Annotated in this window: 22 protein-coding genes; 21 read left to right on the top strand and 1 reads right to left on the bottom strand. The window is 61.1% G+C overall.

The window, feature by feature from the left end; genetic code table 11:
- Window positions 1-60 precede the first annotated feature (60 nt).
- Window positions 61-1284: an IS3 family transposase gene (locus tag I4W07_RS04840; RefSeq protein WP_196025797.1), complete on the bottom strand. Its 1224-nt coding sequence runs from the start codon at window positions 1282-1284 to the stop codon at window positions 61-63.
- 260 nt (window positions 1285-1544) lie between these two features.
- Between I4W07_RS04840 and mihF the strand changes: the two genes are divergently transcribed.
- The 21 genes from mihF (at window position 1545) to I4W07_RS04945 (ending at window position 22984) form a co-directional block, all read left to right on the top strand.
- Window positions 1545-1853 (top strand): integration host factor, actinobacterial type, encoded by a 309-nt coding sequence (gene mihF / locus I4W07_RS04845; protein ID WP_006236130.1) that lies wholly within the window; start codon window positions 1545-1547, stop codon window positions 1851-1853.
- On the top strand, window positions 1854-2423 hold the full coding sequence (gene gmk / locus I4W07_RS04850; protein ID WP_055309885.1) for a guanylate kinase: 570 nt from the start codon (window positions 1854-1856) through the stop codon (window positions 2421-2423).
- Window positions 2424-2428: 5 nt separating this feature from the next.
- Window positions 2429-2710 (top strand): DNA-directed RNA polymerase subunit omega, encoded by a 282-nt coding sequence (locus I4W07_RS04855; protein WP_035138532.1) that lies wholly within the window; start codon window positions 2429-2431, stop codon window positions 2708-2710.
- Window positions 2711-3955, top strand: a complete 1245-nt coding sequence (thiI, locus tag I4W07_RS04860) for a tRNA uracil 4-sulfurtransferase ThiI (RefSeq protein ID WP_022094718.1) — start codon at window positions 2711-2713, stop codon at window positions 3953-3955.
- A gap of 213 nt (window positions 3956-4168) precedes the next feature.
- Window positions 4169-4882: a ComEA family DNA-binding protein gene (locus I4W07_RS04865; protein WP_195568769.1), complete on the top strand. Its 714-nt coding sequence runs from the start codon at window positions 4169-4171 to the stop codon at window positions 4880-4882.
- Complete coding sequence (locus I4W07_RS04870) at window positions 4879-7182, top strand: DNA internalization-related competence protein ComEC/Rec2 (RefSeq protein WP_196025798.1); 2304 nt, start codon at window positions 4879-4881, stop codon at window positions 7180-7182. The genes I4W07_RS04865 and I4W07_RS04870 overlap by 4 nt, the downstream gene beginning before the upstream one ends.
- A 78-nt stretch (window positions 7183-7260) precedes the next feature.
- The gene (gene holA / locus I4W07_RS04875) at window positions 7261-8223 is read left to right on the top strand and encodes a DNA polymerase III subunit delta (RefSeq protein WP_196025799.1); all 963 of its coding nucleotides are present in this window, start codon (window positions 7261-7263) and stop codon (window positions 8221-8223) included.
- A gap of 133 nt (window positions 8224-8356) precedes the next feature.
- The gene (gene rpsT, locus I4W07_RS04880; RefSeq protein ID WP_022094714.1) at window positions 8357-8623 is read left to right on the top strand and encodes a 30S ribosomal protein S20; all 267 of its coding nucleotides are present in this window, start codon (window positions 8357-8359) and stop codon (window positions 8621-8623) included.
- A gap of 96 nt (window positions 8624-8719) precedes the next feature.
- The gene (gene lepA, locus I4W07_RS04885) at window positions 8720-10531 is read left to right on the top strand and encodes a translation elongation factor 4 (RefSeq protein WP_117770326.1); all 1812 of its coding nucleotides are present in this window, start codon (window positions 8720-8722) and stop codon (window positions 10529-10531) included.
- Window positions 10532-10535: 4 nt separating this feature from the next.
- Window positions 10536-11579: a tRNA dihydrouridine synthase DusB gene (gene dusB / locus I4W07_RS04890; RefSeq protein ID WP_196025800.1), complete on the top strand. Its 1044-nt coding sequence runs from the start codon at window positions 10536-10538 to the stop codon at window positions 11577-11579.
- Window positions 11580-11581: 2 nt separating this feature from the next.
- Window positions 11582-12814: a radical SAM family heme chaperone HemW gene (gene hemW / locus I4W07_RS04895; protein ID WP_196025801.1), complete on the top strand. Its 1233-nt coding sequence runs from the start codon at window positions 11582-11584 to the stop codon at window positions 12812-12814.
- A gap of 58 nt (window positions 12815-12872) precedes the next feature.
- Window positions 12873-13976, top strand: coding sequence for a DnaJ domain-containing protein (locus I4W07_RS04900; RefSeq protein ID WP_196025802.1), 1104 nt, complete (start codon window positions 12873-12875; stop codon window positions 13974-13976).
- An 81-nt stretch (window positions 13977-14057) separates the two neighbouring features.
- Complete coding sequence (gene dnaJ, locus I4W07_RS04905) at window positions 14058-15206, top strand: molecular chaperone DnaJ (RefSeq protein ID WP_099431798.1); 1149 nt, start codon at window positions 14058-14060, stop codon at window positions 15204-15206.
- Window positions 15207-15215: 9 nt separating this feature from the next.
- Window positions 15216-16508 (top strand): MiaB/RimO family radical SAM methylthiotransferase, encoded by a 1293-nt coding sequence (locus I4W07_RS04910; protein WP_196025803.1) that lies wholly within the window; start codon window positions 15216-15218, stop codon window positions 16506-16508.
- The gene (locus I4W07_RS04915) at window positions 16489-17475 is read left to right on the top strand and encodes a PhoH family protein (protein ID WP_196025804.1); all 987 of its coding nucleotides are present in this window, start codon (window positions 16489-16491) and stop codon (window positions 17473-17475) included. Before I4W07_RS04910 ends, I4W07_RS04915 begins: the two co-directional genes overlap by 20 nt.
- Window positions 17472-17981 (top strand): rRNA maturation RNase YbeY, encoded by a 510-nt coding sequence (ybeY, locus tag I4W07_RS04920; protein ID WP_195233636.1) that lies wholly within the window; start codon window positions 17472-17474, stop codon window positions 17979-17981. The genes I4W07_RS04915 and ybeY overlap by 4 nt, the downstream gene beginning before the upstream one ends.
- 9 nt (window positions 17982-17990) lie before the next feature.
- On the top strand, window positions 17991-18368 hold the full coding sequence (locus tag I4W07_RS04925; protein WP_196025805.1) for a diacylglycerol kinase family protein: 378 nt from the start codon (window positions 17991-17993) through the stop codon (window positions 18366-18368).
- A 12-nt stretch (window positions 18369-18380) separates the two neighbouring features.
- Window positions 18381-19412 carry a GTPase Era gene (gene era, locus I4W07_RS04930; RefSeq protein WP_196025806.1) on the top strand — a complete coding sequence of 344 codons (1032 nt, stop codon included), beginning with the start codon at window positions 18381-18383 and terminating at the stop codon, window positions 19410-19412.
- A gap of 9 nt (window positions 19413-19421) precedes the next feature.
- Complete coding sequence (recO, locus tag I4W07_RS04935) at window positions 19422-20171, top strand: DNA repair protein RecO (protein WP_196025807.1); 750 nt, start codon at window positions 19422-19424, stop codon at window positions 20169-20171.
- Between the two features lie 138 nt (window positions 20172-20309).
- On the top strand, window positions 20310-20588 hold the full coding sequence (gene rpsO, locus I4W07_RS04940) for a 30S ribosomal protein S15 (RefSeq protein ID WP_035138510.1): 279 nt from the start codon (window positions 20310-20312) through the stop codon (window positions 20586-20588).
- 149 nt (window positions 20589-20737) lie between these two features.
- Window positions 20738-22984, top strand: a complete 2247-nt coding sequence (locus tag I4W07_RS04945; RefSeq protein ID WP_055309899.1) for a polyribonucleotide nucleotidyltransferase — start codon at window positions 20738-20740, stop codon at window positions 22982-22984.
- Window positions 22985-23366: the final 382 nt, after the last annotated feature.

Here is a 23366-nt window from a genome sequence, read left to right on the forward strand (position 1 = left end):
CATGTCTCCAGTGGAATACGAGCGGCAATACGCTTGAGGATCCTTAAAAGAAAGTCCAGTTTATCCTTCCCACTCCACAAGCTTCCTGCGGTACTCCATCGGGCTGAGCCACCCGAGGGACTTCTTTATCCGCTCCTCGCGATAGTACACGAGGTAGGCCTCGAGCCTGCCCATGAACTCCTCGGCCGTCACGCCCTCCCAGTCCCTGTAGTGGAAGAACTCGTTCTTGAGGCGGCCGAAGAAGCCCTCGCAGGCCGAGTTGTCCGGGCTGCAGCCCTTCGCGGACATGCTCCTGACCAGGCCGTTCTCCTCGCAGATCCCGATCCACTCCGGCCAGCGGTAGTGGCCGCCCCGGTCCGAGTGGATCGTCGTGCGCGCGCCCGCCGGCCTGGCCGCGCAGGCCTTGAGCAGGCTCGAGTTCGCGAGGCGCTTGTCGGGGTGCAGCCCGATCGACCAGGCGACGGGCATCCCGTCGAAGCAGTCGACGATCGGGCTCAGGTAGACCTTCTCGCCGCCCGGGAGCCTGAACTCGGTGATGTCGGTGAGCCACAGCCGGTTGGGCTCGTCGGCGCGGAACCTCCTGTTCACGAGGTTCTCCGGCGCCTTGGAGACCTCGCCGGCGTAGGAGCTGTAGCCCCGGGCGCGCCTCTTGTTGTAGACGACCTCGAGGCCCTCCTCGCGCATCACGCGGGCCACGCGCTTCTCGCTGGCCCGGACGCCCTCGCGGCGCAGGCGCGCCCAGACGGTGCGGTACCCCCAGCACCCCGAGCCCTCGCGGAAGATGCGCACCACGCGGTCGCGAATGTCGGCGTCGCGGTCGCGCGGCGCGGCGACGCGGGGCCTCCAGTACTCATAGGAGCTCTTCGATATCCTCAAGAAACCTGTGATCGAGCGGAGGGGCAGGGCGGTCGCCCGCCTCAATCTCTCGCCGAGCTCGCACTTGCTCCTGTTCGAGATCGAAGCCGGGTCCCACCCTTCCGCTTTTGGGTCGGCCAACACCGCCCTGAGCAGCAGGTTCTCTATCTGGTCCTCGTTGAGCCCGGCGAGCGGGCCGGTCGCCGGCGGGGCGTAGATCGACTTGTCGGGGCCCAAGCTGGCCTCCTTCCGTGGCGGTTTCCTCGCCCCGATTCTACAGCGCGCCCCGGTGTAGCTGTGCGGGAGGTGCCCCGTCGCCCACTTCTTGGCCGCGCCCACCGAGACCCCCGCGAACTTCGCGGCGGCGGTCGGCCCCATGCCGTCCTCCGTCGCCAGGAGGAAGAGCTCGACCTTCTCCCTGCTGTACATGCGAACCTCCAGTCCGGACCGCTTCACGGTCCAACTTTCTGTCCGCACCCCCCATTAGCACAAAATAGCCCCTGTGCCTGCGTAAACTTTCCCATCCTTTGTGTGGAATCGCAGGTCAGGGGCTTAACTTTGGGCGCAGTATATTGCACTTTTTGCGGGTATCGTCTAACCTATGGAGCCGCGATTGGGCATTTTGTACGTTCTACGTGCTAAAATGCCAACTATTGAATCAGATATAACCCAACTACTTGGAGGTACGAATGGCACTCCCTCAGCTTACCGATGAGCAGCGCAAGCAGGCTCTTGAGAAGGCTGCTGCCGCACGTCACGCCCGCGCTGAGCTTCGCGAGCAGATCAAGAAGGGCGAGAAGTCCCTTGAGTCCGTGCTCAACTCCGATGACCCCATCGCTTCCCGCATGAAGGTTTCCACCCTCATCGAGTCTCTCCCTGGTTATGGCAAGGCCAAGGCCGCCAAGATCATGGAGGAGCTCGGTATCTCCGCTACCCGTCGCGTCCAGGGCCTCGGCGTCCGTCAGCGCGAGCAGCTCCTCGAGCAGCTGACCAAATAAGTGAGCGCTCAGGATTCCAAGCTCTTTGTGATTTCTGGACCGTCAGGCGCAGGCAAGGGTACGCTCGTCACTCGTGTGCGCGAGCGCCGCTCGAACCTGGGCCTGACGGTTTCGGCTACCACGCGAGCACCACGCAAAGGTGAGGTCGACGGCGTCAACTACTTTTTTCTGACGCGCGAGGAGTTCGACCGCCGCGTGGCAAACGGCGAGTTTGTTGAGTGGGCCGAGGTCCACGGTAACTGCTACGGCACGTTGGTGAGCGAGGTCACATCCAAGCTCGCCTCGGGCGCGTCTCTGATTTTGGAGATCGATGTCCAGGGCGCCCTGCAGGTGAAGGAGCGTTTCCCCGAGGCCGTGCTGATCTTTATCAAGCCGCCTTCGCTTGAGGTGCTCCGCGAGCGTCTAGTCGGTCGCGGTACCGAGACGCCCGAGACGATTGAGCTGCGTATGGCAAACGCCGCCGATGAGCTTGCCCTTGCCGACCGCTACGACGACGTCGTGGTTAATGACGATCTCGACCGCGCGACCGATGAACTCGTTCGCGTTCTCGATATGCATGAAAGGAACTGAGGTCCGTGTCCGTTGTAAAGCCTTGCATTGACGATCTTCTGGAGAAGACCGATCACAACCGCTTCCTGCTCGCTTCGCTTGCCTCCAAGCGCGCCTGCGACATCAATAGCATGCTGCGTGGCCAGCACAACCGCGTGCTTGCCGTCCAGGATGTCGATGACATCACCATCGGGCTTTCCGGTGCCGATACCATCTCGATGGCTATGGACGAGATTGTCGACGGCGACATCTCTTACGACGAGGCCCGTTACGAGAAGGCGCTCGGCCACAAGGTTGCTGAAGCCTAAATGGCGGCTCGCGTCTGCCTGGTCCACTATCACGAGGTTGGACTGAAGGGTAAGAACCGCGCACATTTTGAGCATATCCTCATGGATAACATCAAGGCGGCCTTGGCCGCCTTTTCCGTGAATGCCGTGTCTCGAATTTCCGGTTATATCCTCGTGACCTTTAACGAGCATCAGGCCGATGAGGCGGCGCGTGTCATTCGCACCGTTCCCGGCGTTGCTCGTGTGTCTTTGGCGTATCACACTAACCGCGACCCGCAGGAGTACTGTGCCGCCGCCGTCAAGGCGCTGCGCGAGTTTGGTCCTTTCGATTCGTTTAAGGTGCACGCCAAGCGCTCCAATACTGACTATGAGCTCACCTCGATTGATATCAATCGTCAGGTGGGCGAGGTACTGTGCGAGGCCTTCCCCGATAAAAAGGTTCAGATGCACGATCCTGACGCTATGGTGCACGTACTGGTGGTCCAGGGTAGCGTCTACGTGTATGCGCGCTCCGAGCGCGGTGTGGGCGGTCTGCCGGTGGGTTCTGCCGGCAAGGTCGTGACGCTGCTGTCGTCGGGTATCGATTCTCCGGTGGCGACCTGGATGCTCGCGCGTCGCGGCGCGGTGTGCGTGCCGGTACATTTCTCTGGTCGTCCGCAGACGCCCGATACGAGCGAGTATTTGGTGCAGGACATCATCCGTGCGCTTGAGCCGGGTGTCCAGATCGGCCGCCTGTACGTGGTGCCGTTTGGTGACTGCCAGCGTGAGATTTCGGTCACCTGTCCCAGCAACCTGCGCGTGATTATGTATCGCCGCATTATGTATTCGGTTGCCGAGCGCATTGCACACATCGAGGGTGCCAAGGCTATCGTTACGGGCGAATCACTTGGGCAGGTTGCCTCCCAAACGCTTGAGAACATCATGGCCGTCAACGAGGCCGTGAAGATCCCCGTGTTCCGTCCTCTCATCGGTTCGGACAAGCAGGAGATCATCGCGCGCGCCGAGGAGATCGGCACGTTCGATATCTCGACTGAGGCCGCTCCCGACTGCTGCACGCTATTTATGCCGCGCCGTCCCGAGACGCACGCTAAACTCGATGCCGTGCATGAGGCCTGGGAGTTGTTCGATCACGAGGAGATGATCGAGCGCCTGCTCAAACAGACCGAGTACATCGACTTCGAGAGCAACACGTATAAGGCCCCCAAGACCTTAAAACGCAAACATTCGGAGCTTGCTCCGCGTGAGATTTACCAAGATCACGAGTAAATTTGTGCATAGACCGACGATGCGCCTGCATCGTCGGTCTTTTGCTATCTGGGCATTTTGCGGCTAAGTGTTCATTTGCTGACGTGTGCCTGAATAAATGGACAGATTTGTGCAAGGTTTTGGTCGGTTTTTGGTTTGACCGCTAAAACCGGTTTTGGAGCGTAGCTGTTGCGGAGTTCCTTTCCTGACACGATGGTGTTGGGAGGTTTTGCTATGGCGCAGCGCGAACAACACGAACGGGTCAAAAAGATGGACCGCTTGGCGGACAAGCTGTTCGGTCATAAGGCGGTGGTCGTGGCGATACTGGTCGTCATTGCGATGGCGAGCGGCTTGGCGATGGCGAACCTTGGCGGCGGTGCCGGCGGCGTGTCGTTTGAGCGCACTGACGGTTCAGACTCGTTGGTGGAGCCGGGATCCGGCGATGCCTCGAGCGGAAAGACATCCGAAGGCTCTTCGTCTAAGGCGTCTGCCGCGGCAGAAGTCTATGTCGATGTTGATGGCGCTGTTGTGTCGCCCGGTGTATACAGGCTCAAAGACGGCGCGCGGGTGGCTCAGGCGATTGATGCCGCCGGCGGGCTGGCGCCTGAGGCAGACGTTACGGGGCTCAATCGGGCATCTAAGGTCGTCGATGGACAGAAGATTCACGTTCCAACGGTAGGGGAGCAGCAGACGTCCATTGCGGAAGCCGGTGTTGATGGTGGGGCTTTCGCATCATCGGGCGTGAGTGGCGCAACAGGCCTAGTAAATATCAATACGGCAAGCGCGGCAGAACTGCAGACGCTCTCGGGCATCGGTCCCTCCATGGCACAGTCGATTATCGATGAGCGGACAAAGAACGGTGCTTTTGCCTCGGTTGACGATCTGATGCGTGTATCGGGAATCGGCGAGAAGAAGCTTGCCAAAATCAAAGATTGCATCTGCGTATGAGTGCGACCGAGCGCGAGCATGTGATGCCTCCGCGGCCCCTGATGCCGTGGACGATGGCCCTGTGTGCCGGCATGTGCATGAGCTGCGCCTCGGTGCTCAACGTGGCCGCTGATGCGCTGCTGAGGGAGCAGGCGCCGGCGGTCGGGCTGCTATGGGCCATTCCCGTTGCGACGACGGTATTCGTTGTGCTGGCTCAATCTTGTGCGCGGCTTGCCCCTTTGAAGCGGTGGTTGTATGCCGCGTCCGTCGGTCTCGTGGCGGGAGCGGTCGTCTCGGCGTGGTGGGCTGTGGGTGCGCTCAGCGCCTCGAAGGCGCTCGACGGTCGAGCGGCAAGCGGCCTCGAGTTTATCGTGCAGGGCGATCCATCCATAAACGACGACGTGTATTCCTATACCTGCGAGGCACGCGCGGACGGTAAGAACTTGGCAACGGTTCGCCTATCGTGCGACCGCGAGCTCAAGGTCGGGGCGTACGTGCGTGTTATCGGTCGCGTTTCACGTTTTGAGAACGATGCGTATGGACGATCGCGCGTGCTCCGAGGCGAGGTGCGCAAGGTTAAAGTCGTTCGGATTGTGTCGGCCGATGAGGGCTCTCCGGGACCGCTGCTTCGGCTGCGAAATGGGCTGCTTGCGTCCATCGCGCCTGCGACCGACCCGGCGCGTGCACTCATAGCCGGTGTCGTCTGCGGTCGTTCGGCCGAACTGCGCGCCCAGCCGGCGGGCGACTGGTTTTCGGTAACGGGAACGGCGCATCTTATCGCCGTCTCGGGCAGCCATTTGGCTATCGTGGGATTTGTAATCGAGGGTGTATTGCAAAAGACTCGCTGCTCACGTGGTGTTCAGCGGGCGATATTGGCGATGGCGCTTGTGGGCTACACTGCCTTTACGGGCGCGTCTCCCTCGGCCGTGCGCGCGTGCTGCATGGTGTTCGCGACGCTTGTCGTAAACGGCGCGGGGCGTCGCCGGCACGGCGCATCGGCACTCTTCGTAACCATGTCCATCTTTGTGCTACTGCGGCCGACGGTGCTGTTCGAGATGGGCTTTCAGCTCTCGTGTGCCAGCGTCTTAGCCATTCTGTGCTTTTGCCCCTATGCGACCTACGCTTTGGGTGAGCTGGGTGTGCCATCGGGCGTTGCCAACATACTTTCCGTCACGCTGTGCTCGCAACTGGCAACACTTCCCATTACCATTCCTGCCTTCGGTACGTTCTCGCTCATTGCTCCGCTGGCAAATGCAGTCATCGGTCCGGTGGTGAGCGTACTGCTTGCTGTGTCGATCGTGCTGGTTCCCTTTTCGCTCGTGGAACCGTTGCGGATTTGGGCGCTCGTTGTGCCCATGGTTGCCGCCCGTTGCGCACTGTTCTTCGAGCAACTGTTTGCCGCCGTGCCTGGTGTATCTGTGAGTGTGCCGCCCGATAGCATGTGGATTTACCTAGTGCCGTGTTTGCTGGCGGTTCTGTTGGTCTGGTGGCCGCGTCCCCGTGCACGTCCTATGGCGGTGGGGCTTTCATGCCTGGTGCTCTTGGCTGCGATTCCGTACGTCTACTGGGATCGATTCGCTCCGCCTTCGGTGACGGTGCTCGATGTGGGCCAGGCGGATGCGATTCTTATCCGCCAGGGCGACGCATTAGCACTCGTCGACTGCGGGCTCGATGAGCGCGTGGTAGCGGCGTTGGTTCGCAATAACGTGCACCATATCGATGCCGTCTTTGTGACGCATTGGGATGAGGATCACTGGGGTGGTCTACCTGCCGTGCTCGAACAGTTTTCGGTCGGAACGATTGCCGTGGCGGCGGATGCGTTGGAGGATGCTCCTGCCGAGGTATTGAATCGACCTGGCGTTGAGTATCGGCAGGTGCGCCGTGGGGATACGGTCGACATCGGCTCATTTTGTGCCCGCGTGATGTGGCCGTTCGAGTCCGTAGATGGCGAGGGAAATGAGGACTCGCTTGTCCTGCTACTCTCTTATGTTCAGGAAGGCAAGAGCCTGCGTATGCTCCTCACTGGTGATGCCGAGCTCGACCAAGAACGGGAATTCGTGCAGGAGGTGGGGGATATCGATGTCCTTAAACTTGGGCATCACGGCTCCAAGGTTTCAGTCGATGGTGAGTTGCTGGATGTCCTGAGACCCGAGCTTTCCCTCGCGAGCGCCGGCAAGGGGAATCGATACGGTCATCCGTCGGATGCCTGCATCGATGCCGTTCAGGAAGCGGGCGGTGCGTTCGCATGCACCATCGAACATGGTGATATCACCATCAGCCCGACCGCAAAGGGCTTTGCGATGCGATGCCAGCGACCGTGACGACGTCGATGGCGTGTGGTGGGCCCCTGGGCTAGAATGGCACGGAACGAATACGAAGGCCTGCGGGAGGGGAGCGTAATGTCCGAAACCGGTCTGCTGCCGGCATATCTGATCGTCGGTACCGACGGCGTCAAGCGCGATCACGCCGTCTCGCGTATGAAGGCGCGTCTGGAAAAGTCGGGAATGGTCGAGTTCAACCTCGACGAGCGCGACATGACCAAGGACCCCGATATCGAGTCCATTATCGGATCGCTTAACACCTTTCCGATGGGCAGCGAGTTTCGCTTGGTAATCCTTGATGGCTGCTCAAAGCTCGCTAAGGCGGTCTCGGAGTCGCTTGTCGACTATCTGGCGAGTCCCAGCCCCACGACGGTCTGCCTCATCATCGCCGACTCGCTTGCCAAGAACACGCGCCTGTATAAGGCGATCGCCAAAATCGACAAGAAGGCCGTGATCGATTGCTCCGGCACCAAGCGCTGGGAGTTACCGCGCCGCGTGCAACAGATGGCGACGCAGCACGGCAAGTCGATCTCGACGGCGGCCGCCGAGGAGCTCGTTTCGCGTTCGGGTGAAAACACTCGCATGCTCGATAACGACTTGGCTAAGCTTGCCCAGATGGTCGAGGCGCCCCAGATTGAGCTTGCCGACGTTGAGCGCTGGATTGTACGAACGGCCGAGGTTCAACCCTGGGACTTTCTCAATGCGGTCTCGGCCCGTGACATGCGCCGTTCGCTCGAGCTCTTCAATCTAATGCCCGCCAAGAGCTACGTGTGGACGTACACATTGCTGTGCGGCCGCATTCGCGAGCTTATCGTTGCCAAGGCGCTCGATGCGCGCGGACAGGGTCGTGAGCTGGCCGCAACGCTCAAACTCCAGTCCTGGCAGGTCAAGAATCACCTGACCTGGGCACGTCGCTTTTCGATGGCAGAGCTCGTCGCAGCGCTCGAGGGTGCCGTTGATGTGGAGCTCGCGCTCAAGGGTTCGGCCGATTCTCAGACCGCGCTTTTGCTCTGGATTACGAACATCTTGAGAAAATCGTGATGATACCTGCCTATTTGACAAATTCGTTCTATCCCTTTGAGGGGGAGCGTGCTATAGTAGGCGCTTGCATGACCTCACCGTGTCTCAGAGGTGTCATACATTTTTTGCAAGGAACTCGAAAGGAACTCCAGAAGTGGCAAACATCAAGTCTCAGAAGAAGCGTATCCGCACCAATGAGGCAGCTCGCATGCGTAACAAGGCTGTCAAGTCCGAGCTCAAGACGCTGACCAAGCACGTCCAGTCCGCCGTCGCCGAGGGCGACGCCGAGAAGGCCCAGGCTGCCCTCAAGACCGTCACCAAGCGTCTCGACATGGCTGCCGCCAAGCATGTTATCCACAAGAACCAGGCTTCCAACCGCAAGTCCGGTCTTGCCAAGCTCGTGAACAGCATCAACGCCTAAGTTGTAAATTTCACACCACACAGATTACGCGCATAAATGGAGCCTGTTTTATGGAACAGGCTCCATTTTTTGTACCGCTCGGGTAAGATAGTCCGCATGAATACTTCAATTGACATTTCCCACATCCGCAACTTCTCAATCGTTGCGCACATCGACCATGGCAAGTCCACGATCAGCGATCGCATCCTCGAGCTCACCCATACCGTCGACGAACGCGACATGGAGTCGCAGCTGCTCGACACCATGGATATCGAGCGCGAGCGCGGCATCACGATCAAGTCCAATGCCGTTCGCGTGTCCTATGACGCCGACGATGGCGAGACGTATCAGTTCAATCTGATCGATACGCCGGGCCACGTGGACTTTACCTATGAGGTCTCGCGCTCGCTGGCAGCCTGTGAGGGCGCGGTGCTCGTTGTCGACGCCACACAGGGCGTCGAGGCACAGACCGTCTCCAACGCGACGCTTGCCATGAACGCCAATCTGGACATTGTGCCGGCCATCAACAAGATCGACCTGCCCTCGGCTCATCCCGACGAGGTTAAGACCGAGATCGAGGATGACCTGGCGATTCCTGCCGATGATGCCGTGTGTGTCTCGGGCAAGACCGGCGAGGGCATCCACGATCTGCTGGAGTCCATTGTCTTTTTGATCTCTCCGCCCAAGGGCGATGCGAACGCGCCGCTCAAGGCACTCATCCTGGATTCGTACTTCGACGAGTATCGTGGCGTCGTCGCCACGGTGCGCATCTTTGACGGCTCCATCAAAAAGGGCGATACCCTGCGCATGATGCAGGCAAAGGGCGACTTTTTGGTCGATGGCGTGGGCGTCAAGCGTCCCGCCGAGACCCCGGTCGATGCGCTGACGGTCGGCGAGGTGGGCTACGTGGTCACGGGCCTGAAGGACCCCGAGGCCGTTCGCGTGGGCGATACCCTCACGTGGGCGTCGAATCCCTGCCCCGAGCCGCTTCCCGGTTACCGCGAGGCCAAGCCCATGGTCTATACGGGCCTGTTCCCGATCGATAACAAGGACTACGAGAACCTGCGTGACGCGCTCGATAAGCTGCACGTCAACGACCCGTCGTTGGTGTGGGAGCCCGAGACCTCGGTGGCGCTCGGCTTTGGCTTCCGCGTGGGCTTCTTGGGCCTGCTGCACATGGAAGTCGTCAAGGAACGCCTGGAGCGCGAGTTCAATCTTGACCTCATTGCCACGAGTCCATCGGTCGACTATCACGTCTACAAGACTGACGGCGAGATGATTGATGTCCGCAGCCCGCAGGATCTGCCCGAGGCTACGCGCATCGAGCGCATTGAGGAGCCCTACCTCAAGGCCAAGATTATCTGCCCGCCCGAGTATACGGGTGCCGTCATGCAGCTCGCTATCGAGCACCGCGGCATTACTACCGACATGATCCATCTCACGAGCAAGTCGGTCGAGATGCGCTTCGATATGCCGCTTGCCGAGCTCATCTTGGATTTCTTTGACCAGCTCAAGAGCCGAACCAAGGGCTATGCCTCGCTCGACTACGAGTTCAACGAGTATCGTCCCTCCGAGCTCGTGAAGCTCGATATCTTGCTTTCGGGCGACGAGGTGGACGCGCTGTCGTTTATCGTCCACAAGGACAAGGCCTACGGTCTTGCCCGCGGTCTATGCGACAAGCTCAAGGAAATCATTCCGCGTCAGCTGTTCGAGGTTCCCATCCAGGGTGCTATCGGCAACAAGATCATTGCCCGCTCCACCGTCAAGGCGCGTCGCAAGGACGTGCTTGCCAAGTGCTACGGCGGCGATATCTCGCGTAAGCGCAAACTGCTCGAGAAGCAGAAAGAGGGCAAGAAACGCATGAAGGCCATCGGTTCTGTCGAGGTTCCGCAGGAGGCCTTTATGGCGATCCTCAAGGTGGACGAGTAGGTCTATGGCGCTTTCCGAATATAGTCTGCGGCTGCTGGGCGCCTATGCCGAGCAGCCGTTCCTTATGGCTCCCATGGCGGGCGTGACCGACCCCGCCTACCGCATCATGTGCCGTCGCCGCGGTGCCAATCTCGCCTATAGCGAGATGGTGAGCGTGGCGGGCCTTGCCTATGCTAGCAACAAAACGTGGCGCCTGGTGCTGCCGGCCGACGAGGAGCAGCAGATTTGCGTGCAGCTCTTTGGCTCCAAGCCCGAGCAGTTTGCGAGCGCCGTCGCCGCCGTCGAGGATCGTGTGGGCGATCGTCTGTCGCTCATCGATATCAATATGGCATGCCCCGCCCGCAAGGTCGTTACCAAGGGCGAGGGCTCGGCGCTTATGCGCACACCCGATCTGGCCGAGAAGATTGTTGAGGCAGCTGTGGGCGCGGCTCATGTTCCCGTGACCGTGAAGATTCGCAAGGGTTTTTATGCCGAGGACCGCAACGCCGCAACGTTTGCCCAGATGCTCGAAGGGGCGGGCGCCTCCGCAGTTGCCGTGCACGGTCGTTGTGCCACGCAGCTCTATACGGGGCAGGCCGATTGGTCTGTCGTCGATGAGGTCGCAGATGCCGTCGAGATTCCCGTGATTGGTTCGGGCGATGTGTTCTGCGCCGAGGATGCCGCGGAGCATCTGCGCAGTTCTGGTGCCAGCGCGGTGTTTATCGCGCGCGGCATCTATGGTAATCCCTGGGTGTTCGGTGATGCTCGCGCCCTTGCGCTCGATGGCATACCGGTGCCGGCGCGCAGCTCCGTCGAGCGCCTGGACGCCCTGCGTGAACACCTAACGCTGACGCACGAGCTTCTGCCGCTCATGTCGCGTGCCCGCACGTACGCAAGCTGGTACTTAAAAGGCATGCCCCATGCCGCCGCTTGGCGTGCCCATGTGGTGCGCTGTTCCACATACGAGGAGTTTATGGTGCTGGTCGATGAGATCGAGCGCGATGTGGTGGCCTGCGAGGCCGCACTTGCCGCCGGCGAATCGGTGCCCCCTCATCCGCTGGAGGCTTAAGGGTGGCCGTTACCGCGCTGTACGTGCACGTGCCGTTTTGCGCCCAAAAGTGCCGGTACTGCGACTTTGACTCGCGCAGTTTTGCTCCGTGTGATCTGAGCGCTGCGCTCGATGCCTATTTTGAGCAGTTGTTCGCGCGTCTCGATGCTTTTGGCAAGGCTGGTGCCCTTGACCAGATCCGCACCGTCTATGTTGGCGGCGGTACGCCGTCGCTGGCGGGGGAGCGCCTGGTGGAGCTGGCGCGGCGTATTCGTGCGTGGTGCGCCCCCGTTGAGTTTACCTGCGAGGCCAATCCCGAGTCGCTGACCGCCGAGCTTGCCGCTGCACTTGCCAAGGTTGGTGTCACACGCGTCTCTCTGGGCGTGCAAACGCTCGATAACACCGAACTTACCGCTATCGGCCGTATTCACGATGCCGATCGGGCGCTCGCCGCCATCGCGACAGTCAAGACCGCTGGGCTTGACGTGTCGTGCGACCTTATGTGCGGACTTCCCGGGCAGACCGCAGCGAGTTGGAAGCGCACGCTCGATGGCGTGCTGGTGGCGGCGCCGCATCATGTGTCGGTGTACCCGCTCACGCTCGAGGAGGCCACGCCGCTCTACCTCATGGCGTGTCGCGACGAGTCGCTCGAGCCCGACGAGGATTTTCAGGCCGCCTGCATGGATATGGCACGCGAGCTCCTGGGTGCGGCCGGTTATCACCCCTATGAGGTGGCGAGCTATGCGCTCGACGGCCATGAGTGCGCCCATAACATTGCCTACTGGACCGGACGGGGCTACCTGGGCCTGGGTCGTTCTGCCGCGGGCATGCTCGACGCCGAGGATTTCGACCGTCTTGCAGGTTTGTTCTCCGGCGTGTCTTCTCGAGGCGATGCGCACCGCGTGCGTCTGGTGCAACGCGACGATGACGCGACGGCGTTCGAGGCCGAACATCTGTCGCAGCGCGAGGCTGCGGCCGAAGACCTGATGCTCGCCTGTCGCATGACGCGCGGTGTCGCGTCCGACCTGTTGGTTCGCGCGGCTCGTGTCATCCCGGCCGATGAGCTGGCAGCTGCCTGCGATCGCGCACTCGAATTGGGTCTTGCCACTTGGGTGCCCGAGACGTTCGGGGTCCATGGGGGACCCTTCACTTCGGCAGATGTCGTCGCGGGTCATGTTCGAGCTCGTCTGGCGCCGACCCACCTGGGCTGGCTCGATGGAAATGTTCTGTTCGAGCTGTTTTGGGATCTAGCTTAGGTCGCTCGGGTAGAATTACCGGAATATATACGCTGCTGTGAGCAGGAGGTTGCCGCGCATGGCGACGATGAACGAAAAAGATTACTACGAGATTCTGGGTGTCTCCAAGGACGCCACCTCGCGTGATATTCAAAAGGCCTTCCAGCAAAAGGCCCGCAAGCTCCATCCGGACGTCAACAAAGAGCCGGATGCCGAGGAAAAGTTTAAAGAGGTTTCCGAGGCCTACGCCGTGCTTTCGGACGAGCAGAAGCGTTCGCGCTACGACGCCATGCGTTCGGACAATCCCTTTGCCGGTGCTCCTACGGCTTCGCCCTATGGTGGCGGCTACGCCGGCAGCACGGGTTATGGCAATCCTTTTGAGGGCGGCTTTCCTTTTGGCGGTGCCTGGGGCCAGCAGCGTCGTGGGCAGGCTGCCTATAATCCCGAGAACGGTGCCAACGTGGTCGTCGATATCAAACTCGACGCCAAGGAGGCCAAGGGCGGTGCCCGCAAGACCGTCCGCTATACGCGTTTCGATACGTGCGGACATTGCGGCGGCTCGGGCTCCGTTTCGTCTGAGCATGCCCATACCTGCCCGAGCTGCGGTGGCCGCGGCCACATCGACGTCGACCTGTCCTTCCTGTTTGGTGCGGGTGCGTTCCAGTCGGTCTGCCCCGAGTGCGGCGGTTCCGGTAAAGTCGTGGCCGATCCCTGCCCTGATTGCGGCGGCAGCGGTCGTACTCGCGTAACCTCCGAGCAGACGATTGAGTTTCCTGCCGGCACGCACGATGGCGACGAGGTCCGCATTGGCGGCATGGGTCATGCTGGCACCAACGGTGCCGCGGGCGGCGACCTGGTCGGCCGCGCCCATGTTGAGGCCGAGCGCTTGGAAGGCAAAGCTCGTACCGGTTTTTACCTGATGGGCATCGTAGCGCCGTTTTTGGTACTCTCGGCCATCTCGGGTGTGTTCTCGGCCTTTGCCGTGATGTGCTTTATTCCGTTTACCATGGGCCTGTTCATGGTGCTTTCGGACGGTGTGCTTCATCGCGGCCTGCTGTGGTGGAAGCGCGGTGCGATGCAGTTTGCCAACGGTTTTGCCAATGGCTTCATGTTCGCGCTCGTGTCGGTTTGGTTCGCAAGCTGCTCGCAACGGGCCATGCTTTCGCCGTACCAAATGCAATAACATCAAACCCTTTGTTTGCGGTCGGTCCAGCTTGGGTATAGGACGCACTGTGACAATAATGAAAGTCGGAAGGATTCGGTCGTGTCGGAAAATAGGGATTACTACGAGGTGCTTGGCGTCGACAGGGATGCCGACGCGCGGACGATTAAGCGTGCGTTTCTAAAGAAGGCCCGTACCGTACATCCGGATGTTTCGGACGACCCCGAGGCCGAGGCCAAGTTCAAGGAGCTCAACGAGGCCTATTCCGTTCTTTCCGATGAGCAGAAGCGTGCTAACTACGACCGTTACGGCACTGCCGACGGCCCTGGTGGTTCGGGCTACGTCGATATCAACGATATCTTTGGTGGCATGGGCATGGACGACCTCTTCTCGTCGTTCTTTGGCGGCGGTGCCGGCGGTGGCGCCCGCAGCCGTCGTGAGCGTCGTCGCGGACGAGACATGGCCATCTCGCTTTCGGTGACGCTCGAGGAGGCGGCGCTCGGCTGCAAAAAGACAATCAGCTATGACCGCCTTGCTCCTTGCGAGGACTGCAATGGCACCGGTAGGGCAGAGGGCGCACAGGAAAAGCAGTGCGGCCGCTGCCACGGTACGGGCTACGTCACGACGGTTCAGCGATCGTTTTTGGGCCAGGTTCAGTCTTCCTCGCCTTGCCCCGACTGCCATGGCGAGGGCACGGTTATCGATCATCCCTGCGAGACCTGCGACGGTCAAGGCCGTACGCCTTCGCACGAAAAGATCGACATCGATATTCCCGCCGGCGTTTCGACCGGTCGCCAGCTGCGTGTGAGCGGCTTTGGCGAGGCCGGCCTTCGCGGCGAGCCTTCGGGCGACCTGATTGTCAACGTGCGCGTCGCCGACCATGAGCGCTTTAAGCGCAACGGTGACGACCTGTACCTGGTGAGCGATATCTCGATTGCGCAGGCTGCGCTCGGCTGCGAGATCGAGGTCGAGGGCATTATGCCCGACGAGGTCGTTAAGGTGACGGTTCCCGCCGGCGCCCAGTACGGCGACACCGTGAGCGTCAATAATTACGGCATGCCGCGCATTGGCGGTGGCGGTTCGCGTGGCCGCCTGATCGTGCAACTGCGCGTGGTCGTTCCCACCAATCTTTCCAATAAGCAACGCGAACTGCTCCGTGCTTTTGCCGATGAGATGGGCGATGACGTCGCTTCTGGTAAGAAGTCGGTGACCGACCGTATTAAGAGTGCCCTCGACGATATCCTCGATTAAGGAGCCCGCGTGCTCGCACCTCATATTTCCGTCGTCAACCTCGGCTGCCGCGTCAACCGGGTTGAGTCTGACCGTATCACTGCCGATCTTATGCGTCTGGGCTTTGCTATTGTGGATCCCCAGGATGCCGATCTGATCGTCATTAACACCTGTGCCGTTACGGGCGAGGCCGAGGCCAAGACCCGTAAGGCCGTCCGTCATGCGCTGGCCCATCCTAACGAGCCCTATGTGCTTGTGACCGGTTGCGTGGTCAATTTACATCCCGAGGAGCTGCTGGAGCTTTCGGATCGCGTGATCGCCGAGCCGTCCAAGATCGATGTCGCCGAACGTGTCTGCGAGGTGTTGGGCGTTGAGTCCGATAGCGTTCCCGCCTGTAGTGATGGCGAGGTGGTCGATGCGCTCGGTCGCTCTCGCCTGGGCGTGAAGATTCAGGACGGCTGCAACCATCGCTGCACCTATTGCATTGTGTGGAAGGCACGCGGCCCCGAGCGCTCCGTGCCCGTTGAGTCCGTGCTCGAGCAAGTTCGTGAGGCCCAGGAGGCCGGCGTGCCCGAGGTGGTGCTGACCGGTGTGAACCTGGGTGCCTACGATGGCAAGAGCGCGACCGACGAGCACGTCGAAATCGATGAGCTGCTCGAGGCCATCATGGAGCGCACGTCTATTCCGCATGTGCGCATTTCCTCGGTCGAGCCCATGGATATCTCCGAGCGCCTGCTTAAGGTTATGGCGCGCCACCCGCAGCGTATCGCCCCGTTTTTGCACCTGCCCGTGCAGTCCGGCTGCACGGCGACCCTGCATCGCATGGGCCGTCCCTATAGCGCCGAGGCCTTTGAGGACACGGTGCGTATGATTCGCGCCAACTTGCCCCAGGCGTCCCTTTCGTGCGATGTCATCGTCGGTTTTCCTGGTGAGACGGACGAGGAGTTCGAGGAGTCGCTGGCTCTGTGTCGCCGTGTTGGTTTCTCGCGTATGCACGTGTTCCGCTACAGCAAGCGTCCCGGCACCCTTGCCGCCGATATGCCCGACCAGGTGCCGCCCGAGGTTATGGCCGAGCGCAGCCGTCGTATGCGAGCCGCCGCACAGGAGCTCGCTATTGCCGACGCTCGTCGTCGCGTGGGCACGGTCGAGCGTGCCGTGCTCGAGTATGGTGACAACCTGACGCTCGGCTCGTTCCATCATGCCCGTCTTGACGATACCTGTGGACTTACAGCCCCGTGCCTGCTCGATGTTGCTATCATCGGAGTCGATGATTCCGGCTTGGTCCATGCACGCAGGGAGGTTCATGGAAGCCTCGAAGATTAGACTTACCGTTCCCGAGGGAATTGATCCCTCATGCGTTTTGGGCGCCGGCGACGGCGTCCTTCGCGCGCTCGAGAGCTTGGTTTGCGCCCATGTGGTCGCCCGTGGCGATAGCATCGCCGTGTGCGGTGACCCGGACGAGGTCGAACTCGTGGCGCGTTTTTTCGAACACGCTTTTCGCGAGGCGGCCGCCGGGCGCACGCTGTCTGCCGATGATGTCTCTCGCTGCCTGGTCGTCTTGCGCGACGGTGAGCACGAGGCTACGTCGCTTCGCGATGACGTGCTGCTTTCGTATCGCGGCCGCGTCATTCGCCCCAAGACGCTTGGGCAAAAGCGCTATGTGGATGCCATCCGCTCGCATACCATCACGTTTGGCTTGGGTCCTGCCGGTACCGGTAAGACCTATCTGGCTATGGCGCTCGCCGTTGCCGCGCTCAAGCGTCACGAGGTGGGCCGTCTGATCTTGACGCGTCCGGTTGTCGAGGCGGGGGAGAATCTGGGCTTTTTGCCCGGCACCCTCGAGGAAAAGATCGATCCCTACATGCGTCCGCTTTACGACGCCCTTTTTGACATGATGGATCGCGAGCGCACCGATGAGCTTATGGAGCGCGGCGTGATCGAGATTGCCCCGCTTGCCTATATGCGCGGCCGCACGCTGAGCGATGCCTTCGTGGTGCTCGACGAGGCGCAAAATACCACGCCCGAGCAGATGAAGATGTTTCTGACGCGCTTGGGTTTTAACTCCAAGTTCGTGATTACTGGCGACCTGAGCCAGCGCGACCTGGTGGGTCGTCGTGGTGGCTTGGCGGATGTCGAGAAGATTTTGGGCCGTGTCGACGATGTCGCATTTTCGCACCTCGAGCGTGCCGACGTGGTGCGCCATGCCTTGGTGGGACGTATCGTCGAGGCATATGATGCTTATGATGACGTGCGCGAGCAGCGCCCGCGCGACCGAAAGGAGTCCCGTTGAGTGTATTGATCAGCAACGATGCCGAGCTCGATACGCTGCTCGACGCGCAGGAGGTAGAACACATCTGCGAGGTCGTGCTTGCCGCCGAAGGCGTTGAGCGTGAAGTCGAGATTTCCCTTTCGTATGTCGACGAGGACGAGATGCACGAGCTCAACCACGAGTGGCGCGGTATCGACCGCACCACCGATGTCCTCTCGTTTGAGTGCGACTCGGCCTTTGACGATGACATTCCCGTCGATGAGACGCTCGAGCTCGGCGATATTATCTTGGCCCCGCAGGTTATTGCCCGTCAGGCCCCCGGTTTTGGCAATAGCCCTGCTGACGAGTGCCGTCTGATGCTCGTACACGGCATGCTGCACCTGCTGGGCTATGACCACATCGAGGACGACGAGGCCGAGGTCATGGAGGCCCGCGAGGACGCCATCCTGCGCGATCTGGCGCTCGAGCGCGGCGAGGACCCCAAGCTAGTCCACGTCGGCCCCATCACCAACCACGCCCACGACTAGGAGCCGTCTATGATTCCCGGATCGAACAAGGACCATCCGTCCTTCTTTAAGTCGTTTTCCTACGCCATGGAGGGCTTCGTCACCGCCGTCAAGACCGAGCGCAACATTAAGGTCATGCTCGTTGCGGGCGTGTGCACCGTCATTGCCGGCTGCGTCGTGGGGCTCGACATTGCCGAGTGGGCCACGATTATCATCTGTTGTGGCCTGGTGATTCACGGCGAGCTGTGCAACACCGCTATGGAGGCCATCGTCGACCTGGCGACCCAGGAGCTCCATCCGCTGGCCAAGCGTGCGAAGGACATCGCCGCCGCTTCCGTATACGTACTTTCCATTACCGCCGCGATTGTGGGCGTGCTGGTATTTGCCCACGCGCTCGGCTTTATTTAGAAAGGGATTCCCATGTCCGACAATATGCAGCCTATCGATGAGATTTTGGATGACGAGGCCGAGGAGTTCGACCCGTTTGAGGGCATGAGCGATGAGGAGCTCGACGCCCTGTGCGACGAGGACGACAACCTCGCGGGCTTTGGCGACGTGGAGCCCGGTTTCCGCAGCGGCTTTGTGGCCCTGGTCGGTCGTCCCAACGCCGGCAAGTCCACGCTGCTCAACGCCTGTTACGGCAAGAAGGTCGCCATCACCTCGCCGGTGGCCCAGACGACTCGCCGCCGCATGCGCGCCGTCGTCAACCGCCCCGGCTACCAGCTGGTCTTTGTCGATACCCCGGGTATTCATAAGCCTAAGGACGGCCTGGGTTCCGAGCTTAACAAGAGTGCGTTGTTCGAGCTGAACGATGTCGATGTCGTCGCGTTTTTGATTGATGCCACCAAGCCCATCGGCAGGGGAGACGCCTGGGTTGCCGAGCGTGTCAGATGCGCTCGTTGCAAGAAGGTCCTGGTGCTCACTAAGGCCGATGAGGCCGACCCCGCACAGGTCATGGAGCAGCTTAAGGCCGCCCACGAGCTCATGGAATATGACGACGAGATCGTGACGTCGTCGGTCAAGAACTTCAACGTCGATGCCTTTATCGAGACCGTTGCGCACTTTTTGCCCGAAGGCCCGCGTTGGTTCCCCGAGGACATGGGCACCGACGCTTCTGACGAGACGCTCGTTGCTGAGTTTGTGCGCGAAAAGGTCTTGCGCCGCACCCGTGATGAGATCCCGCACTCCGTTGGCGTGATCTGCGATGCGCTCGAGCAGACCAAGAAGGTGCTACGCGTGCACGCCACCATTTACGTCGAGCGTGAGGGCCAGAAGGGCATCATCATCGGCAAGGGCGGCGAGATGATCAAGCATATCGGTATCGACGCCCGTCGCGATCTTGAGCGCATCTTTGGCACGCAGGTCTTTTTGGAGCTGGACGTGAAGGTCAAGGCCGGCTGGCGTGACGACGAGGCCCAGATTCGCCGCTTTGGGTACAACGCGGAAGATTAGTTCGCGTCAATGGCAGGCTCCCGGACATATCGCACGAAGGTGCTCGTCCTCGATAAGACGAAGCTCAAAGAGACGGACCTGATCTTGACGATGCTTGACGAGCGGGGCCGGCAGGTTCGTGCCGTGGCAAAGGGCGCCCGCAAACCCGGTGGACGTCTGGCTGCGCGCTGCGAGTTGTTCTGTACGGTCGATATGCTGCTCGCGCATGGACGGTCACTCGACGTGGTTTCTCAGGCCGAGCTTATGGAGGCGCCGCTCGGCGCTGCGCCCTATTACGAGACGACCTGCGCCGCAAGCGCGATCGCCGAGGTCGCGCGCGTGTGCTCGTTCGAGGACGCCGAGGACCCGTTTACCTTTGCTATAACGCAGCGAGCGCTTGCCCTGGTGGGCAGCGGGCTCGACACGGCGCATATGGATCTACTTGTTGCGGCATATGTCTTTAAGCTGCTGTCGCACGTTGGCTATCGACCCGATTTTTCGGCCTGCGTGCTGTGCGGAGACCCCATGCTGTCGTATTTTTCGCCCCAGGCGGGCGGCCTCATGTGCGGGTCGTGCGCGTCGAGCGTTCCAGGTGCCGAACTGGTGTCGACCGGTGAGGCCGCATGGCTGCGCGCCCTCATGTCCATGACCTTCGATGCGCTTTTGGCCGAGCGAATCGACCCGCATACCGCAGCCTTTTTGCTGGGGCTTTCGCATGTTTGGGCTGCGACGCACACCGATCAGCGCCTCCGTGCGATGGAATTCATGTTGGGTCGGTGATGATGCGCAGGCGCGGGCTGCTTGTGGTAACATACCGACCTGTTGGTACCTCGACCTTGGTTGCTCGCTCCACCGGCGGCTTCCCAGTCCGAGGCGAATCGAGTCGCCCGATGGCGACGCAAAACGAAAGGTGAAACAATGACTGTTTCCAAAGAGCGCAAGGCGGAGCTGACTGCCCAGTTCGGTAACACCCCGGTCGACACCGGCAACCCCAAGGTTCAGGTCGCCATCCTGTCCGAGCGCATCAAGGAGCTGACCGAGCACATGAAGTCCCACCAGAAGGACTTCCACACCCGTCGTGGTCTGCTCATGCTCGTCGGTCGTCGTCGTCGTCTTCTCTCCTACATCAAGAAGAACGACATCGTCGAGTACCGTGAGCTCATCAAGGCTCTGGGCATCCGCGACAACATCCAGTAGGATTTGTACATGCTAAGAGCGTCCTGCGCAGCGGGGCGCTCTTTTTGTGTAAGGGCGTGAACAATCACGCTCTGAAGCGTGGCGGGGGCAGGGGGCCCGCGTCACATGAGAAGCCCGCAGGCAAGGGGCCTGTGGGGTAAAGGAGAACAATGACACTCGTATCCAAGACCTTTGAGCTGTACGGCAAGACCTACACCTTTGAGTCGGGCGAGCTTGCCAAGCAGGCCACCGGCGCCTGCCTGGTCAAGCAGGGCGACACCACCATGCTCGACACCGTGGTCGTCTCCAAGGAGCGCAAGAACTACGACTTCTTCCCGCTGACCGTCGACTTCAACGAGAAGATGTACGCCGCCGGCCGCATCCCGGGTGGCTACCTCAAGCGTGAGGGCCGTCCCAGCGAGAAGGCCACGCTCACCGCGCGCATGATCGACCGTCCGATTCGCCCGAGCTTCCCGGATGGCTTCCGCAACGAGGTGCACATCGTCGCTACCTCGCTTGTCGCCGACCAGGTCAACCCCTTTGACGTCATCAACGTCATGGGTGCTTCCCTGGCCATGACGCTCGGCGGCGTGCCCTTCGAGGGCCCGCTTGCCTGTGTGCGCATCGGCCGTAACGTGGAGACCGGCGAGTTTATCGTCAACCCCACCTACGAGGAGCGCGAGAACTCCGATCTGGACCTGGAGCTGGGTGGATCCGCCGACTTCATCTCGATGGTTGAGGCCGGCGCAGAGGAGATCTCCGAGGACGACATGCTCGCCGCCATGAAGTTTGGCCAGGAGGCCCTTGCCGCTTTCTGCCAGGCTCAGGACGAGTTCGTCGCCGAGTGGGAGCAGGTTAACGGCCCCATCGTCAAGAAGGAGTACCCGCTCGATCAGCCCGTCGAGGAGGTCCAGGAGCGCATCTTCGCCCACTACGACGAGATGGCAGCCGCCCTTCGCGATGCCGACAAGCTCTCCCGTATCGGTAAGGTCGAGGCTCTGAAGGAGTCCATCCGCGCCGAGTTCACCGAGGAGGAGCAGGCCGCTTGGGAGCGCGAGATCCCCGTGGCGCTCAAGAAGCTCGAGAAGAAGGCCATGCGCACCATGGTCGTCGAGACCGGCGAGCGCGTCGACGGCCGTGCCGCCGATGAGATCCGCCCCATCATGGTGAAGGACAACTACCTGCCGCTCGTTCACGGCTCCGGCCTGTTCCAGCGTGGCCAGACCCAGGTGCTCTCGGTTCTTTCGCTCGGCATGCTCAACGAGGGCCAGCGTCTGGATACCATCGAGCCTACCGAGGGCAAGCGCTACATGCATCACTACAACTTCCCGCCGTTCTGCACCGGCGAGACTGGCCGCATGGGCAGCCCCAAGCGCCGCGAGATCGGCCACGGCAACCTTGCTGAGCGCGCTCTGCTTCCGGTGCTCCCCGACGAGAACGAGTTCCCCTACGCCATCCGCGTCGTCTCCGAGGTCATGGAGTCCAACGGCTCCTCTTCGATGGCTTCGACCTGCGGCTCCACGCTCGCCCTTATGGACGGCGGCGTGCCCATTAAGCGCCCGGTCTCCGGTATCGCCATGGGCCTGATCCAGGAGGAGGGCAAGACCGTGGTCCTGTCCGACATCCAGGGTCTCGAGGACTTCCTGGGCGACATGGACTTTAAGGTCACCGGCACCACCGAGGGCATCACCGCCCTGCAGATGGACAACAAGGCTACCGGCCTCACCTTCGACATCCTGGCCCGCGCCCTGCAGCAGGCCAAGGAGGGTCGCGCTTTCATCCTGCAGAAGATGCTCGATGTGATCCCCGAGCCGCGCCACACCACGCGCAGCACCGCCCCGCGCATCGTCTCCATCCAGGTTCCGACCGACAAGATCCGCGACGTCATCGGTTCCGGCGGTAAGGTCATCCGTGGTATCCAGGACGAGACCGGCGCCTCGGTCGACATCCAGGAGGACGGCACCGTCTTTGTCGGCGGCACCGGCGAGTCCGTCGATCAGGCTGTCGAGCGCATCAAGCTCATCATTAAGGTTCCCGAGCCGGGCGAGGAGTACACCGGTCGCGTGGTCTCCATTCAGCCCTTCGGCGCCTTCGTGAACCTGCTGCCCGGCAAGGACGGCCTGCTGCACATCTCCCGCGTTGCCAAGGGCCGCGTGGAGAAGGTCGAGGACGTCCTCAACGTGGGCGACGAGGTCAAGGTCGTCGTCATCGAGGTCGACGATCGCGGCAAGATCTCGCTCGATCGTCTTGACAAGCCCGAGGCCCCGGCTCGCGCCGAGGGTGCCTCCGAGGGCGACGGCGAGCATTTCCAGCGCCGTGAGCGTCCGCGTCGCGAGCGCTCCGAGCGCAGCGACCGTCCGCGCCGTCCCGGCGACAACGGAGGTCGCAAGCCCCGCCGTCACCACGACGCCGAGTAACAGCTACACATAAGCAGCTCAACAAGGGCGACTCCGTACAGGGGTCGCCCTTTTGCTTGCGCCCGGGAGGGCCGCATATGAAGTTTCCTGCTCTACAGTCCTGCGCAAGACGGAAAGCACATTAAGTGCTTTCCTTTGCGTGCGGAACTCGCGATAAACTTCATATGCGGCCCTCCCGGGCGCAAGCAAAAGGGCTGGTTAGTGCCGCTCGCTATTTAGTTAGACAGTCTATTCAGTAGTCAGATTTCAGATCAGTAGATAGACACAGCAGTATTTCCCCTGATAAAACCTACCAAAATAAACCTATCTCATATTGGCAGGTCAGGGCTCAGCGGCCCCGGCACGGGCTAAGTTTATCGCGAGTTCCGCACGAACAGGAGGC

It is taken from the genome of Collinsella aerofaciens (assembly GCF_015670745.1).
Classification (GTDB): Bacteria; Actinomycetota; Coriobacteriia; order Coriobacteriales; family Coriobacteriaceae; genus Collinsella; species Collinsella aerofaciens_T.

What these genes read in the sequence shown, in the direction of transcription:
- I4W07_RS04840 (WP_196025797.1), bottom strand. Translation starts at nt 1,284, where the DNA reads ATGTACAGCAGGGAGAAGGTCGAGCTCTTCCTCCTGGCGACGGAGGAC.
- mihF (WP_006236130.1), top strand. Translation starts at nt 1,545, where the DNA reads ATGGCACTCCCTCAGCTTACCGATGAGCAGCGCAAGCAGGCTCTTGAG.
- thiI (WP_022094718.1), top strand. Translation starts at nt 2,711, where the DNA reads ATGGCGGCTCGCGTCTGCCTGGTCCACTATCACGAGGTTGGACTGAAG.
- I4W07_RS04865 (WP_195568769.1), top strand. Translation starts at nt 4,169, where the DNA reads ATGGCGCAGCGCGAACAACACGAACGGGTCAAAAAGATGGACCGCTTG.
- I4W07_RS04870 (WP_196025798.1), top strand. Translation starts at nt 4,879, where the DNA reads ATGAGTGCGACCGAGCGCGAGCATGTGATGCCTCCGCGGCCCCTGATG.
- holA (WP_196025799.1), top strand. Translation starts at nt 7,261, where the DNA reads ATGTCCGAAACCGGTCTGCTGCCGGCATATCTGATCGTCGGTACCGAC.
- lepA (WP_117770326.1), top strand. Translation starts at nt 8,720, where the DNA reads ATGAATACTTCAATTGACATTTCCCACATCCGCAACTTCTCAATCGTT.
- dusB (WP_196025800.1), top strand. Translation starts at nt 10,536, where the DNA reads ATGGCGCTTTCCGAATATAGTCTGCGGCTGCTGGGCGCCTATGCCGAG.
- I4W07_RS04900 (WP_196025802.1), top strand. Translation starts at nt 12,873, where the DNA reads ATGGCGACGATGAACGAAAAAGATTACTACGAGATTCTGGGTGTCTCC.
- I4W07_RS04915 (WP_196025804.1), top strand. Translation starts at nt 16,489, where the DNA reads ATGGAAGCCTCGAAGATTAGACTTACCGTTCCCGAGGGAATTGATCCC.
- I4W07_RS04925 (WP_196025805.1), top strand. Translation starts at nt 17,991, where the DNA reads ATGATTCCCGGATCGAACAAGGACCATCCGTCCTTCTTTAAGTCGTTT.
- era (WP_196025806.1), top strand. Translation starts at nt 18,381, where the DNA reads ATGTCCGACAATATGCAGCCTATCGATGAGATTTTGGATGACGAGGCC.
- recO (WP_196025807.1), top strand. Translation starts at nt 19,422, where the DNA reads ATGGCAGGCTCCCGGACATATCGCACGAAGGTGCTCGTCCTCGATAAG.
- rpsO (WP_035138510.1), top strand. Translation starts at nt 20,310, where the DNA reads ATGACTGTTTCCAAAGAGCGCAAGGCGGAGCTGACTGCCCAGTTCGGT.
- I4W07_RS04945 (WP_055309899.1), top strand. Translation starts at nt 20,738, where the DNA reads ATGACACTCGTATCCAAGACCTTTGAGCTGTACGGCAAGACCTACACC.